Origin of the sequence: uncultured Thiothrix sp. (assembly GCF_937873765.1) — a bacterium.
GTDB lineage: Bacteria > Pseudomonadota > Gammaproteobacteria > Thiotrichales > Thiotrichaceae > Thiolinea.
This window is the reverse complement of record NZ_CALMZC010000052.1, coordinates 78,861-92,730: the sequence shown is the minus strand read 5'-3', so window position 1 is coordinate 92,730 and position 13,870 is coordinate 78,861. Positions and strand designations below refer to the sequence as shown.

The following is a 13,870-nucleotide window of genomic DNA, read 5'->3' as shown; positions in this document are numbered from 1 at the left end:
ACGGAGGTGGTCACGGAGGTGGTCACGGAGGTGGTCACGGAGGTGGTCACGGAGGTGGTCACGGAGGCGGTGGTCACGGAGGCGGTGGTCACGGAGGTGACAAGGGGATGGATGGACATGGAGGGTATGGAGGAGGCCACGGCGCTGGCGATCACGGTGGACAGGGTGGTGACAAGGGCAATGATGGGAATAGCCATGATGGTGATCATGAAGGACATGATGGTCATAGTGGCGGTAAAGGTGCTTATGGCAGCAAAGGCTTACAAGGTGTCCAGGGTAGTTTTGGTCATATGATTAAAGTCCAAGGAAACTGTAGTGGTTGGCAAGCCAGCTCCTGTGTTAGTACCCAGCATGTCAAGCGTGCTAAATTCTAGCCAAGTTTGCTAAACTGTGTTATCAACAGACTAGATTCAATATTTGAGAAAGTCTAATGATGACTACAATTTACAGCAAGCAGACTGCTTATGTAGGCAGTCTGCTGTTAGTTCTCTTCTTTTGTGCACAGGCATATGCTGCTACTGATCAATGGTATTATAATCAAAGGCTCACAAGTCCTGCCGATAGCCGCGCTATTTTAGAACCTTATTATCAGTCTAAACTACAGCAACAGAATTTTGCCAAGCATCGAGTCTTGAAACAGTGGGCTTGGCTTAAACAACGCAGCTTGTCTCAAGTATCACTTCAACTTCCTTACCATGTCTCACAGAGCACTCAAGGGAGAGCCTTGCCTTTTTGGCCAGATTTAAAGCCTAAATAGTATTAATCGGAAAGACAGTGTAGGCAGGTTCTTCATAAGGATGGCTATGCCGCAGTGCTTGTAGAGCAGAGTGAATGTATTCATCAGCGCAGATAAGTTCAACACGATATTCATCGACTAAATGCAAATGATTTTCCTGCCCTAAAAACGGGTTGCTGCCTGCTAAAGGCCTAAATTGACCCGTGCCTAAGCATTCCCAAGCGCATTGGTCATAATTGCCAATCTGGCCTGCACCTGCAGCAAACACAGCGGCCTTCACTAATTCCTTATGCGTTTCCGGGACATAAAAAATCAATTGATACATAGTAGATTGATCAATGTGGAGCTAAAAACTGACTCGTAAAGCGCAGGAGCTCTTCATACCATATCATGGCCACAAAACCGGCCATTGCTAGCCAAGGGCCAAAAGGCATTGGTAGGCTTTGGCCATTGCGTTTGATGATCATCCAAGCAATCCCGAAAAGTGCGCCGAATGCAGAAGAGGCGAACACTACAAAAGGTAAAATCTGCCAACCACCCCAAGCCCCTAAAGCAGCTAATAACTTGAAGTCACCATAGCCCATACCTTCTTTACCAGTCAGGAGTTTAAAAAAATGATAAATACTCCATAAGGACAAATAGCCAAATACAGCGCCCAACACACTATCCGTGAGTGGTACAAACCAGCCATTCATATTCAATAAAATACCAGCCCAAAGCAGGGGGTAAGTGAGGGCGTCTGGCAACAGCATGGTTTGCGCATCAATCATAAAGAGCGCAACTAGAGTCCAAGTAAAAAATAATAAACCTAAGGTCTGCCAACTAAATCCATATTGATAGGCAACGAGCAGTGACAAAAGTGCAGTGGCTATTTCCACCAGTGGATACTGCATAGAAATCGGTGTGCGACAACCTGCGCATTTTCCACCTAACATTAAATAGCTAATGACTGGAATATTTTCCCAAGAAGTAATTTTATGCCCACATACGGGGCATTGAGAGCGGGGCACTACTAAATTAAAGGAGCCCGTATCGGTACTGACTACCGCTTGATCACCCCCTAAATACTCCGCACATTCTTGTTTCCATTCCCGCTCCATCATGACAGGTAGACGGTAAATCACCACATTCAGAAAACTACCAATTAGCAGTGAAATCAGTCCTACACAGACCAGTAGCCAAGTACTACTGGTTGCTAGCAAGTGAATTAATTCCATAATATTGCTTAGACCACCGCCCCTAGTTTGAAAATTGGCAGATACATGGCTACTACCAAGCCGCCAACCACAACACCTAACACAGCCATGATCAGTGGTTCAATCTGTTTTGAAAGTGTATCGACTAAATCATCGACTTGTTCTTCATAATAATCAGCCGCTTTGCCTAGCATTTCTTCTAAACGTCCTGATTCTTCGCCGATGCGGGTCATCTGTACCACCATATTTGGGAAAATTTGCGTGGTTTGCATTGCAACGTTCAATTGTAGACCCTGAGCTGTGTCGGCTTTCATGCGCATAGTGGCATCGTAATATAAGCTATTGCCTGTACTGCCGGCTACTGAATCCATCGACTCAACTAAAGGTACACCAGCCGAAAACATCGTAGATAAAGTGCGACAGAAGCGTGCAATGGAAGATAAGTTAATAATATTGCCAATAATAGGGATTTTTAGAATCAGCCTATCGATCATTCGTTGAAATTTGGTTGAGCGTTTTAGTGCAGTCGTAAACGCATAACCTGCAATTGCCATAGTGACTAACGGTATCCACCAATAGGCTTGTAGCCACTCGGACATGGCAATCACCATTAAAGTAAACGCGGGCAAATCGGCTCCAAAGCTACTGAAGACTTCTTTGAACTGTGGAATAACCCAAATTAACATGATGGATGACACTATCACTGCCGCCACAATGACGATAACTGGGTACATGACCGCCTTTTTAATTTTGCCTTTTAGTGCCTCAGTTTTTTCTTTATAGGTAGCCACCTTATCCAGCATGGTTTCTAAAGTACCAGCCTGCTCACCCGCTTTAACCAAGTTCACAAATAAGCGGTCAAAATATTGTGGCTGTTTACTCAAGGCTGTACCGAAACTAGAGCCAGACTCAATATCCTGAATAATTTTTTTAATTAAATCATGCATCGCCGCATTATCGCCACCGCCGCCTACCATTTGTAAGGATTGCACCATTGGCACACCCGATTTCATCATAGTCGTCATCTGGCGCGCAAAATGGGCAATATCAGCGGGTTTAATACTGGGTTTAAATAAGGGTTTCGGTTTTTTAACGATACGCCCTGGGTTAATCCCTTGACGGCGTAGAGTAGCTCTTAACCAGTTAGCATTGGTCGCTTGAGTTTCGCCTTTGATTTTAACGCCATTACGATTGACACCCTCCCATTTAAAGGTTTGCATGCCGTCTACAGCACTGGGTGTTTTAGCAGCAGTTGGATTACGTGGGCTAGCCATAAGCTTTCGTCATCTCATTTATTGTTATAATCGTTGAACCCAACTATAGCAGTATTCATGCCTGTACTTTGGAACAGCCGGATGAGCGGAATGACTAATCTTTAGTGACACGTTCGATTTCAGCCAGAGAGGTAATCCCTTGTTTAACTTTAGTTAAACCTGACTGGCGTAAATCAAGAATATTTTCTTTTTGAGCCTGATCGGCTAAATCCATCGAATTACAACCATCCATGACCATCCGTCCCATGGCAGGTGAAATGGGCATGACTTGATAAATACCAACGCGACCTTTATAACCTTGTGAGCAAGCCGAGCAACCGATGGCTTCATAGACGATAAATTTACCTATCTCTTCTTCTTTAAAGCCAAAGCTGCGCAAAATATCTACAGGGACATTAGATGGTTGTTTGCATTTTTCACATAAGCGCCGGGCTAGGCGTTGGGCAATAATGAGATGCACGGAGGACGCAATATTAAAGGGTGGTACGCCCATATTCAGCAAACGAGTTAGTGTTTCTGGAGCACTATTCGTATGCAAAGTGGATAAAACCAAGTGTCCTGTCTGTGCGGCTTTAATGGAGATTTCTGCAGTTTCAAGGTCACGAATCTCCCCCACCATGATGATGTCAGGGTCTTGCCGCAAGAATGCACGCAAGGCTTCTGCGAAGGTGAGGCCGACTTTGGGATTCACATTAACTTGGTTCACCCCCGGCATATTAATCTCAGCGGGGTCTTCTGCTGTTGAAATATTCGTCTCTGGCGTATTTAACATCCCAAGACCTGTGTAGAGTGTAACCGTTTTACCACTACCGGTGGGGCCTGTGACTAGCACCATTCCATCCGGTTTATTCAAAGCATTCACGAAGTCGGCTTGCTGTTTTGGATCGAAACCTAATTTCTCAACCCCTATCGTGGCACTATCCGAATCGAGGATCCGCATAACGACCTTTTCGCCATAAATCGTCGGCAAAGTATTCACACGGAAGTCGATGTTCTTTTTTTCATTTAAGGCAAAGCGAATCCGTCCATCTTGGGGCACACGCCGCTCAGAAATATTCATCCGCGCTAAGACTTTTAAGCGCGAGGTAAGCTGTGAGGCAATACCAATTGGTGGTGTCGCAATAACTTTTAAAATGCCATCCACTCGATAACGTATTCGCAGATTTTTCTCATAAGGCTCGATATGGATGTCGGAAACTTTAGAGTTGATCGCATGTGCTAATAATTTATCCACAAACGAGATAATCTCAACTTCTTCGCCTTCAGCCTCCTGCTTTTTGATGTCACGAGTGTCTAAAGCAATATTTTGAGTAATTGCTTCACTCGATACTGCCATGCCGGATTGCATAGGGGATGCACTACCGTTAAATCCCCCACCATTGGCTAGATAAATCTGTAGTTTATCAAACTCAACGAATACCGGTTCTGGCCTGAGATTAGTTGCAAACTTAACATCATCTAGGTTTGGAAGATAAATAGGATCGGCTAAAGCGACGATTAGGTGGTTGCCATAGCGATAAATTGGCAGCAAATGTAATCTTTGCTTTTGCTCATCAGAAATGAGGTCAATCACTGTAGGTCGGATATCGATCGCATCAAGGTCAACGACACTGATGCCATACTCATTACTCGCAGCGCGTGCTAGATCTTTGGCCGAGACGAGCTGCTGATGAAATAACCACTCCATCACGGAAATTTTATCAGCATGAGCTTTTTTCACGGTCTTTTCAGCAACACCTATCTCCAACTTGCCTGCATTGACCAGTTGCTTGACATAGCCCGGAAGTTGGATATTGGGTGCGCTCATGAGATATGGTGATTTGTTATTATTTTAATTAAAAGTCATTAATAGGGAATACTAAGTTAGTGATTAAGAAAAAAACAGCTAAGATCCCGTCCAGATTGAAGCTCACCAATACGTTAAGCATTGATATCAAAACCAATGGTCGGATAGTACTTACCAAACTCGGCTGCTAAAGGCAAACCTACATAGCCAAGTCCAAGAACAGCAATTACAAAGTGGTTGAGTGGCTTCATTTTTGTTATTCCACAAAATTATTTTTTGATGTTATACTATGCCCATATAAATAGTATCAATAAGCACACTAGGGCGACAAGCTTATTGTCTGTCTATCAAAGCTTGAACTGATAAGCGGTCTATAAATTGAAGAATAAAAATAACTGGATACCCACTAAGTTCGAATTCCATCATGGGCAATGGCGAGCTTCGAGAAATCCTCAACAACTGGCTATCGGGTCGCGTTTAGTTGCTGACCTAACAGCAATGTGGTATGCCAATCACTTGGTTGTTTATGCAAAAGGGCAGTTACTGGATTTGGGGTGTGGTAATGTGCCCTTTTTCGGTATGTACCAAACATATATTGTGGATAATACTTGTGTAGATTGGGGAGGGTCATTGCATGGGTCTACTTATTTGGATATTGCTCACGATTTAACTAAGACCTTACCATTTCCAGATGAAAAATTCGATACTATTCTGCTCTCTGATGTTTTAGAACATATTCCTGAACCCCTCAAACTATTTCATGAAATGAGTAGGGTTTTAAGTAAAGGTGGGCGAATTATACTGAATGTACCTTTTTTCTATTGTTTACATGAATCCCCACATGATTATTATCGTTATACGGAGTTTGCATTACGTCGCTTTGCTGAGCAAGCTAATTTAAACATTATTCAACTTGATAGATCTGGTGGGTCTATTGATGTTCTAGTAGATATAACTTCTAAACACTTGCAATTTATTCCGTTCGGTGGAGTATTTTTTGCGACTTTGTTTCAAAAAATAGCTATTGGATTTGGTAGAACAAAATGGGGTCAAAAAATAAGAAATATAACAGCTAAAAACTTTCCTTTGGGTTACTTTATGGTTTTAGAGAAATGATTGTTAGCCCAATACCTTATGGTAGCGGAGCCTTTGTTGTGCATTCAACTTTAGCAAGGCATTTACCTAACTACCATGTAGTAGCATGCTCACCGAAACGTAGTTTTTTCCCACCTGCGTTTTATCCATTAGGGCGAAGTTTTCCAGCAAAATTAATACATGCGCTGCCAGACTCAGCCATCTTTCATACACGTAAAGATACTCCACTAGTGGTGACATTTCATGGTTATGCCATTGATAAAGCATTGCATCCTTACAGTAGTGGCTTACAAAAAATTCATGGATGTACTGATCTGCGTTGGTTATATGAAGCAGCAGTAAAAAAGGCCACAGTTATTACTGCAGTAAGTCAATTTACGGCTGATTTAGCTCAACGAGATTTGAAAATAAAAAAGCAAATTAAAATAATTTACAATGGCGTAGATGAGCAGCGCTTTATCCCTAAAAAACGTCATGTAGGTAAGGAAATTAAAGTTTTATTTAGCGGGAATTTAACACGACGTAAAGGAGCGCATTGGCTTTTACCGATTATTCAACGTTTGGATGAGCGCGTTGTTATTTATTATACCTCTGGTTTACGTGAGAAAGGAGAATTGCTTGCACATCCCCGCTTGCGTCCATTAGGTCGTATTACGCATGAAAATATGCCTGATTTGTATCGCGACATGGATATTTTACTTTTTCCGACCGTGCGTGAAGGTTTTGGGTTAGCCGCAGTCGAGGCAATGGCATGTGGTTTACCTGTGGTAGCAACTGACAGTTCGGCGTTGCCAGAAGTGGTAACGCATGGGCAAGGCGGTTTGTTGTGTCCTTTAGGTGATGTAGAGGCATTTGCCAATGCAGTGCAAACATTGGCGGATAATCCGCAATTATGCCAGCAAATGGGAGAGTTTAATCGTACAAGTGTTGAAGAAAATTTTACTTTAGCACGAATGATTTCAAAATATCATCACTTGTTTTTAAGTTGTATGATTTAAAGGTGCGAGATTTTAACTGAATGTACTTCTTTTCAATGAGCTGTCCCGAATATGATACTATCATTAGTGTTATAATTATTGATAGTATCAGTATTAAACTATAGTTAATCATTATGCCTAAATAATATATGTAAAGTTGTTGTGTTGACCACATATAGAGGTAAGCTCCATAAGAAAGAGCACTAAAATACCTAGTTTATTAATTATAGGAATTATTATCAAAAAACGTCTGAATAAAAAAATAGGTTTAGATTATGCTCCTAGCTTAGGTTAGAAAGATATGCATTAATAGAAAAATATATAAGCCAGCTTTGCCAAAAGAATGATCAGCAATTGCACCTATTTCAAACCTGCCGAACAGTGCAAGTTGATGGCCTATTATAAAACTAAAAGTGTACTAATTAATCGTAAACCATCAAAGCTATTTTATTCCGTCATTTTCTAAATAACATGAAGGGTTCATTTAGGTTTACACCGTATTTTTTAGAGGATGTGTTAGGTAATAGTTCATTATGTGTCGTTACCAAGGATGAAAAACCGATAGCCTCAATACGGGTAAAAATGTCTTGTCCAAATAAACGTACATGATCTTCTTGCCCGTAAGCGGCAAGCCGTTGTGTAGTAGACTGGATGCCTGCATCTTCCCATGTGTGTTGCAAGGTGGCGCAATACGGTGTTTGCAGGATTGCCCAACCACCCGGTTTCAAGACCCGCCAGATTTCAGCAAGAGCTTGGCTGACATTAGCCACATGTTCCATGACGTGGTTGGCAATCAGGAAGTTAAACTGGTCATCTGTAAATGGCATCTGGAGCAGATCCACTTTCTGGATATCGGCAGCGTTAGGGTATAAATCTGCCTTGATATAAGTTGCTGGTTGTTGTGCGGCAACACGTTGTGCCAAGTGTTGTTCCGGAGCGAAATGCAGGATATGCGCCCCGTGCATCCGTGGCAGCAAACCTGCTGCCTGCCAGTAAAGCCATTGGTGTCGTTCGCGGTCATGGGAATAACACACTGGACAGGCGAAATGGTCAATGTCACTGCCCACCATTTTGAGTGCGGTCATCAGTTGGGGGGCTTTTTTCCAGCCACCGGCATGGGCGAGGAAACCTGCAACCTTATGCCCACACAGGCAACATTGCTTGGTTTTTAAGGGTGAAGCCAACATAGCATAGCGCTTGCTGAGGCGGATAATTTTTTGGGCAGATAGCTTCATGGTGATGCCTCTAGGTAATCAGTTCGTGCCGTTGCGTTGTAAAAAACGCAATTGACGACCGATAGTTTTTTTATAAAGCCAACCCTTGAGTTCCGACCAAAACGTGAAGGGTAGAACTCCAAACACAACCTCTGTCCAGTGTAGTGGATAATGTGCCTGCAATTGCGTCAATACGTGGGTTCGGGTAACGGCATCGTAGTTGAGGTACAAGTTGAGAAAGTACACACGATAAAAGGCTTGAATTGCAGCTTTGAACATAGCAGGATCGGTATGGGTTTCCATTGCCAGTAAAGCATCGACGTAAAGCTTTAACACTTGGCTACGCATTGTGGTCATTTGTGAAGCAGTGCTATTGGTGCGGTATGCTGTTAAAACGGCGTTGAGGAAGCCGATTGCCCCATGTTGGGCAAAACTCAGATGGATGCGGTAATCAATCAATTGGTCAGCGAGGGCAAGTAGTGGCATACGGTAGGTTGCTCGGTACAACATGGAACTGTTGTTCAAGAAATTACCAGCTTGCAATAGATGGGCTAAATCTATCCGTTCCGGTAAGTGCGGGTTAAAATAGCCCACTGCGATTTTTTCATGGGTAATTGCCATGGCATTGGTATAACACGCGGGGCAGTCCAAATGAGTTTGCAGGAATGCCAATTGTGCCTGTAGCTTACCCGGCAACCAAAAATCGTCCCCATCCAGATGGGCAATGAAATCGCCGTGGGCTTGGGCGATGGTGAAGTGCAGGTTTTGTGAAGGCCCCACATTTTGGGGATGGGTAAATAAACGGATAATACCGGGATATTGTTCTGCAATGGCTTGCACAATGGCGGTAGTGGCATCGCTGGATGCATCGTCGCCCACAATAATGTCCAGTCGGAAATCACCCCATTGCCCCAATACCCCCATCAGGCAATCGGCAATGTAGGCTTGGTGGTTATAAGTGACGATGCAAACAGAAATCAGTGGTTGCGCCATAGAGTTTATACTTCGTTGTTATGCGTGTGCGCAGGTCAGTGGATGCGGTTATGCCTGCCAATAGCGCGGATAATCCGATGAGCAAGGTTTCTGCAAGCTGAACCCATGCTGTGCTGTTGTGCGGTAATAGCCATTGCATCCCATAACCCGCTAAGGCAGCCGCAGATAGAATAGGGAAAATGTCTTGCCCCACCCAACCCCAGTGCAAACCGGGGGCAAACCGACGATGAATAAAAGGCAACCACAGTAAAAAGCTGATGAGATTGCTTGCCAGCCACGCATACCCCGCCCCAATAGCCCCAAAGTGCAATGTTGACAACACGGTGGCAGGCACAAGCAACACAATGAACAAGGCATTACCAATCAGGTGCAGCCGCAAATCGCCTTTGGCGTATTGCAGGTAATAGGGGAAGGCACATACTGCTAAAATGCTGTTGCCTACTGCGTACAAACGCAAGATCGGTGCGGCTTGTTGTGCTAATTGGGTATTCCCTGTCCAAAGTTCGAGTAAGGGTTCGGCACACAATGCCAATGTCACTGCCGCACTGCTTGCCAACAGTGTCACCCATTGCGTGGTTTGGCGGTAAAGCTGGAGTAATGTGTTGCCGTTACCTTCAGCGTCCAGTTTTGCCAAGCGCGGTAATAGAGCAGTACTAATGGGGGTGCTGAGTAAAGTTACGCTGCTGGCAACCAAAACTGCCAAGGTGAAATAGCCGTAATCTGCTAGTGGAAGCAGGTGTGACAAAAGCAATTTGTCCACTTGGGTGATGAGCACCCAAACCAGTGAGGCAAAGGCAATGCCTAGCGAAAAGCGATACACGTTTTTCAGTGGGGAAAATCTCCAACCCAAGTGTTGCAGTGGGGCAATGCGTGGCAAACAACGGTAGGCGTAAAGCCACAACCCTATCGTTTCCAGTGCAGTGACAACTAATTGAAATAGGAAAAACGCTAATGGACTGGCATCCACCCATAGCAGCATGGGCAATACTCCAACGGTACGCAAGGTGGCAATGATTGCGTTAAACAGACTGAGTTCCACGAGTCGTTCCGCGCCACTCAAGGTGCTGCGGTAAACCCCACCCAGCCAACGCACTGCAATAGTGATAGCCATCAGTTGGATGGCGGTTTCCACTTGTTGTAAGGGTAAGGCGTTGGTTTGCAACCAATGTTGTGCAATGTAACCAGCTCCAACGAACAGGAGTAAACCACCACCCACTGCAGACAGGATAAACACCCCTTCCAACGCCCTGACCAATTGGCGATAAGCCAATATATCCATGCCCCCACCGTGAAAGCGAGCGGTTTCCCGTGCCAGCATTGGTGTTAGACCCATATCCAACAAACCAAACCAGACTTGCAACAGGGTGAAAAAGCCCACCAAACCGTAGGCTTCTGCACCCATGTAACGGATATACAAGGGCAACACCATTACACTTGCCAGCGTGATGTATGTTTGGCTCAAGTACGAGGCTATGATGTTGGCTTTCAGTGACATGGTGGTTTAGCGTGGCTTACCTGCTTCACACAGCAGAAAAATGCTGGAACACAATTCCGGGTACTGTTGCCCCAAGTGGTAGCACCCTTCCAGATACGCGGGGGATATAATGTCGGTCTGCAATAACCGATCCCATTGGAAATTGGCGAGGGCTTTGAAAAAAATGCCGGAACGGTGAATCACTTTCAGTCCTGCGGCAATGGCATCGCGTTCCAATGTGTCTAAAGCATAAGTGCAGCGATGCCCGTGTTCTGCTTCCGCAGGGGTGACGGCGGTGTTATGCGAAATCAACCCCATTTTCACTGCAATCTGGCGTGAAGGAGCGTTGGCATTGGGGCAAACGAGGAAAAACCTCCCCTTTTCCGTCAGCCATTCCGCATTGATGCGTTTGAGCACCTGTACCGGGTCATCCAGATGTTCCAGTACGTGGGTTAGTACAATGTTGTCATAACGTTTGGGTAATGTGACCTTTTCAAAGGTAGCGTTAATGAATTGCACCTGCGTGCCCAAACGGTTCTGGGCAATGCCAATGGCTTCGTCAGAGGCTTCTACACAGGTAATGTCGTCAAAATAGGGCAAGAAACGGCCGGTGAAATCCCCTTGGTAACTGCCCAATTCCAGTAAACTACCCTGACGAAAAAACGGCTCGAAAGAACGCAACATATATGGGTGCATGACATCAAAGTCGAAGCCGTAAGCGTACTTGTGTTCACGGGCGTCTTGACCCTCAAGGTTGTAATCACGTTGGTTTTGCATGTTTTCCCTCCCTTCACAGTGTCAGGCGCAAGTGCTGCCCGGTATGGGTAGTTTGTCCGGTAGCGGCAAACCCTTGTTGTTGGTAAAGTCGGAGTGCTACAAAGTTGTCCGTTGCCACTTCCAGTTGGATGTGGGTCATACCAACCATGCGGGCATGAGTGTAAGCACGCTGGAGTAATGCCTTGGCCATGCCTTGCCCTTGCCATGTGGGCAAGGTGCTGACATGGCTGATGTAGGCTTGCCTGGTTTGGGTAGAGTTGCAATACAGTGCAACAACGCCTGCTAGTTGCCCGCCTGTCCACGCCTCAAAGCGTTCGGCGTAGCGCATCAGCTTATCAGCGTAAGCAGGCAAATCGGTGCGTCGCACTAATGTCGCCACAAATGCAGCATCACATTGTTGCAGGTGGGCAAGCAGTTCCGCTGCCGTTGCCTTATTGTTCCAGTACTGCCAAACCAAAGCCGTATCGCCCAAATTCATTGCCGTTGTAAAGTAGGTAAACCTTGCCTTGGAACTCAAACACGTGTGGGTAACATTGCATGGCAGAATCCCAGTCCCCGTCGTTGGTTATTAACTGTGGGTTTTCATCGTCACGTTCCCAGTGTTTGAGGTCATCTGACCAAGCGTGGCCAATGCGGTAGCCCCGGCTGGTATTGTTGCGGAAATCAAACGATTCACGGTAGCAGAAGAACATATGGTAACAGCCAGCGATGCCAATGACAGTGGGAAGGGCTTGGCTTTCGGCAATACCGAGTTTGTCAGGAATGATTTGTTTGGCTTCTTCTTTTTGCCAATCAATACCGTTGTGGGAAATGGCGTGCCCGATCTTGTAAGTCCGGTCGGGGGCGGCATCCGGTGCGTAACATTTCCAACCTGTGCCAAAGATATACCACATATGGAATATGCCATTGATGACTTTCACAAAGCCATCGCCCACCAGACACGGTTCATGGGCAGAAGCGGATAACACAGGACCCTTTCCTAGGCGTTGGAAGGTCAAACCGTCATCATCGCTGACCGCCAAACCAATGGCGGTATCGACCGACACTGATACCCGCCTGTTCCAGCCACAGGTGTAGCCGTATACTTTCCCGTCATGGCGTAAAACATTCATCGGGAAAATGCCGTGCTCATCGAAGCAACCCAGTTCCCCCAGCGGGATCACTGTTTGCTCGGATACCCGTAAAATGTCCTGCAAATTAGGGGCAAAATCGACAAAGGCGATATGGCTCAGAAACTTGCCGTTGTTATCGCGGGCACGGGTGGAAAAGTAAATGCGCACAAAGTCATCAAAAACTAAGGTTTGCGGTGACTGTGCGAATTGCTCACAGCCATTCGGTAAGGTGTGTGCAGTGGGATCAAAGATTTTGCCTAGTTTGTGCCATTTCATCGCAGTTCCCCTTCCAGTTCTGCCAGCCCAAAACCATCACGCCCCACTTGGTTGCCCAGATAGAACAAATAAGTTTTGCCATCTAAGTGCAAAACGTGAGGGTAACTGATCATTTCGCTATCCCAACCTTCGGTGGCAACGTCAATGCCTGCCTTGCTGTCATCACGCACCCAATCGGTGAGATTGGTGCTGGAGGCGTAGCCGATGCGGTAGCCATAAGTTTTCCCTCGGTAATTTGCGCTGTAACGGTAGGAAAAGAACATATGGTATTCGCCATTAGCGTAAGTCACGTCAGGGCTGGCTTGGGCTTCGTCTTTTTCAATCCGGCTTTCAATCAGGTCTTGGTTATGCTTATGCCAAGTTATGCCATCTTGGGAAGTCGCCATGCGGATTTTGTAGACAGGTTCAGGTCGTCCCTCAACGTTTTTCCAGCTCCGCCCTGCAATGTAAAACAGATACCACGTGTTGTTGAAACGGCGGATTTTGGGACCACTCAATACAAACGGCTCGTCAAGGCTATAAGGTAAGATGGGGCCATTCCCGTATTTCTGGAAGGTTAGGCCATTGTCGTGGCTAGTGGCGTAACCAATACCAACGTTAAAGGGTACGGATTCGCAGCGTGTCCAGCCTGCATAATAAGCACGGATTTCATCGCCATTGCGTATCACTGAAACAGGATAAGTGCCGAATTCATCAAATTCGCCTAACCCACCTAAACTTAAAATCGGTTGTTCGCTGACACGCAACACTTGGCGCAAATCGGCACGATCTAAATCGACATAGGCAGAATAGCTAACGTATTGCCCTTTTTCATCAGCGGGTGGGCGGCAGGAAAAATAGACGCGCACATAATCAGCGAAAACAAGCGTTGCAGGTGCTTGGGCAAATGCTGTTAACCATGCTCTATTCTTTATTATATGTGGGGAAAAAACCAACCCCAACTTTTTCCATCTAAACATG

At 45.5% G+C, this 13,870-nt stretch carries 15 protein-coding genes; 4 read left to right on the top strand and 11 right to left on the bottom strand.

Going from position 1 to position 13,870, the window contains the following annotated elements:
- Together Q0307_RS15420 and Q0307_RS15415 are read left to right on the top strand one after the other, a co-directional pair.
- Positions 1 to 294: hypothetical protein (locus tag Q0307_RS15420; RefSeq protein ID WP_298661722.1), on the top strand; the 294-nt coding region annotated here is incomplete at its 5' end.
- A gap of 136 nt (positions 295 to 430) precedes the next feature.
- Positions 431 to 757 carry a hypothetical protein gene (locus Q0307_RS15415; protein WP_298661720.1) on the top strand — a complete coding sequence of 109 codons (327 nt, stop codon included), beginning with the start codon at positions 431 to 433 and terminating at the stop codon, positions 755 to 757.
- Here the strand turns inward: Q0307_RS15415 and Q0307_RS15410 are convergent.
- From Q0307_RS15410 to pilB, 4 genes are all read right to left on the bottom strand, one after another.
- Positions 750 to 1,061, bottom strand: coding sequence for an NGG1p interacting factor NIF3 (locus tag Q0307_RS15410; protein WP_298661719.1), 312 nt, complete (start codon positions 1,059 to 1,061; stop codon positions 750 to 752). The two genes, Q0307_RS15415 and Q0307_RS15410, sit on opposite strands and share 8 nt — an antisense overlap.
- A 10-nt stretch (positions 1,062 to 1,071) precedes the next feature.
- Positions 1,072 to 1,953, bottom strand: a complete 882-nt coding sequence (locus tag Q0307_RS15405) for an A24 family peptidase (protein WP_298661718.1) — start codon at positions 1,951 to 1,953, stop codon at positions 1,072 to 1,074.
- An 8-nt stretch (positions 1,954 to 1,961) separates the two neighbouring features.
- Complete coding sequence (locus Q0307_RS15400; protein ID WP_366936783.1) at positions 1,962 to 3,152, bottom strand: type II secretion system F family protein; 1,191 nt, start codon at positions 3,150 to 3,152, stop codon at positions 1,962 to 1,964.
- 148 nt (positions 3,153 to 3,300) lie between these two features.
- On the bottom strand, positions 3,301 to 5,013 hold the full coding sequence (gene pilB / locus Q0307_RS15395; protein WP_298661716.1) for a type IV-A pilus assembly ATPase PilB: 1,713 nt from the start codon (positions 5,011 to 5,013) through the stop codon (positions 3,301 to 3,303).
- A gap of 357 nt (positions 5,014 to 5,370) precedes the next feature.
- On the opposite strand from pilB, the gene Q0307_RS15390 reads away from it, so the two are divergent.
- Entirely contained in the window at positions 5,371 to 6,108 is a 738-nt protein-coding gene (locus Q0307_RS15390; protein ID WP_298661715.1) for a class I SAM-dependent methyltransferase, read from the top strand.
- Entirely contained in the window at positions 6,105 to 7,085 is a 981-nt protein-coding gene (locus Q0307_RS15385) for a glycosyltransferase family 4 protein (protein WP_298661714.1), read from the top strand. Before Q0307_RS15390 ends, Q0307_RS15385 begins: the two co-directional genes overlap by 4 nt.
- Before the next feature lie 434 nt (positions 7,086 to 7,519).
- Here Q0307_RS15385 and Q0307_RS15380 read toward each other — a convergent pair whose 3' ends face one another.
- The 7 genes from Q0307_RS15380 to Q0307_RS15350 are packed head-to-tail and all read right to left on the bottom strand — an operon-like array spanning position 7,520 to position 13,869.
- Positions 7,520 to 8,299: a methyltransferase domain-containing protein gene (locus tag Q0307_RS15380; protein WP_298661713.1), complete on the bottom strand. Its 780-nt coding sequence runs from the start codon at positions 8,297 to 8,299 to the stop codon at positions 7,520 to 7,522.
- An 18-nt stretch (positions 8,300 to 8,317) separates the two neighbouring features.
- Positions 8,318 to 9,271 (bottom strand): glycosyltransferase family 2 protein, encoded by a 954-nt coding sequence (locus tag Q0307_RS15375; RefSeq protein WP_298661712.1) that lies wholly within the window; start codon positions 9,269 to 9,271, stop codon positions 8,318 to 8,320.
- Complete coding sequence (locus tag Q0307_RS15370) at positions 9,231 to 10,766, bottom strand: oligosaccharide flippase family protein (protein WP_298661711.1); 1,536 nt, start codon at positions 10,764 to 10,766, stop codon at positions 9,231 to 9,233. The genes Q0307_RS15375 and Q0307_RS15370 overlap by 41 nt, the downstream gene beginning before the upstream one ends.
- A 6-nt stretch (positions 10,767 to 10,772) precedes the next feature.
- Entirely contained in the window at positions 10,773 to 11,522 is a 750-nt protein-coding gene (locus Q0307_RS15365; RefSeq protein WP_298661710.1) for a class I SAM-dependent methyltransferase, read from the bottom strand.
- Between the two features lie 13 nt (positions 11,523 to 11,535).
- Positions 11,536 to 11,994, bottom strand: a complete 459-nt coding sequence (locus Q0307_RS15360; protein WP_298661709.1) for a GNAT family N-acetyltransferase — start codon at positions 11,992 to 11,994, stop codon at positions 11,536 to 11,538.
- Positions 11,954 to 12,910 (bottom strand): hypothetical protein, encoded by a 957-nt coding sequence (locus Q0307_RS15355; protein ID WP_298661708.1) that lies wholly within the window; start codon positions 12,908 to 12,910, stop codon positions 11,954 to 11,956. The genes Q0307_RS15360 and Q0307_RS15355 overlap by 41 nt, the downstream gene beginning before the upstream one ends.
- Positions 12,907 to 13,869: a hypothetical protein gene (locus tag Q0307_RS15350; protein ID WP_298661707.1), complete on the bottom strand. Its 963-nt coding sequence runs from the start codon at positions 13,867 to 13,869 to the stop codon at positions 12,907 to 12,909. The genes Q0307_RS15355 and Q0307_RS15350 overlap by 4 nt, the downstream gene beginning before the upstream one ends.
- Position 13,870: the final 1 nt, after the last annotated feature.

Coding starts and splice junctions, on each gene's coding strand:
- Q0307_RS15400 (WP_366936783.1), bottom strand. CDS start 3,152: ATGCAAACCTTTAAATGGGAGGGTGTCAATCGTAATGGCGTTAAAATC.
- Q0307_RS15410 (WP_298661719.1), bottom strand. CDS start 1,061: ATGTATCAATTGATTTTTTATGTCCCGGAAACGCATAAGGAATTAGTG.
- Q0307_RS15405 (WP_298661718.1), bottom strand. CDS start 1,953: ATGGAATTAATTCACTTGCTAGCAACCAGTAGTACTTGGCTACTGGTC.
- pilB (WP_298661716.1), bottom strand. CDS start 5,013: ATGAGCGCACCCAATATCCAACTTCCGGGCTATGTCAAGCAACTGGTC.
- Q0307_RS15370 (WP_298661711.1), bottom strand. CDS start 10,766: ATGTCACTGAAAGCCAACATCATAGCCTCGTACTTGAGCCAAACATAC.
- Q0307_RS15380 (WP_298661713.1), bottom strand. CDS start 8,299: ATGAAGCTATCTGCCCAAAAAATTATCCGCCTCAGCAAGCGCTATGCT.
- Q0307_RS15385 (WP_298661714.1), top strand. CDS start 6,105: ATGATTGTTAGCCCAATACCTTATGGTAGCGGAGCCTTTGTTGTGCAT.
- Q0307_RS15350 (WP_298661707.1), bottom strand. CDS start 13,869: ATGTTTAGATGGAAAAAGTTGGGGTTGGTTTTTTCCCCACATATAATA.
- Q0307_RS15365 (WP_298661710.1), bottom strand. CDS start 11,522: ATGCAAAACCAACGTGATTACAACCTTGAGGGTCAAGACGCCCGTGAA.
- Q0307_RS15355 (WP_298661708.1), bottom strand. CDS start 12,910: ATGAAATGGCACAAACTAGGCAAAATCTTTGATCCCACTGCACACACC.
- Q0307_RS15375 (WP_298661712.1), bottom strand. CDS start 9,271: ATGGCGCAACCACTGATTTCTGTTTGCATCGTCACTTATAACCACCAA.
- Q0307_RS15415 (WP_298661720.1), top strand. CDS start 431: ATGATGACTACAATTTACAGCAAGCAGACTGCTTATGTAGGCAGTCTG.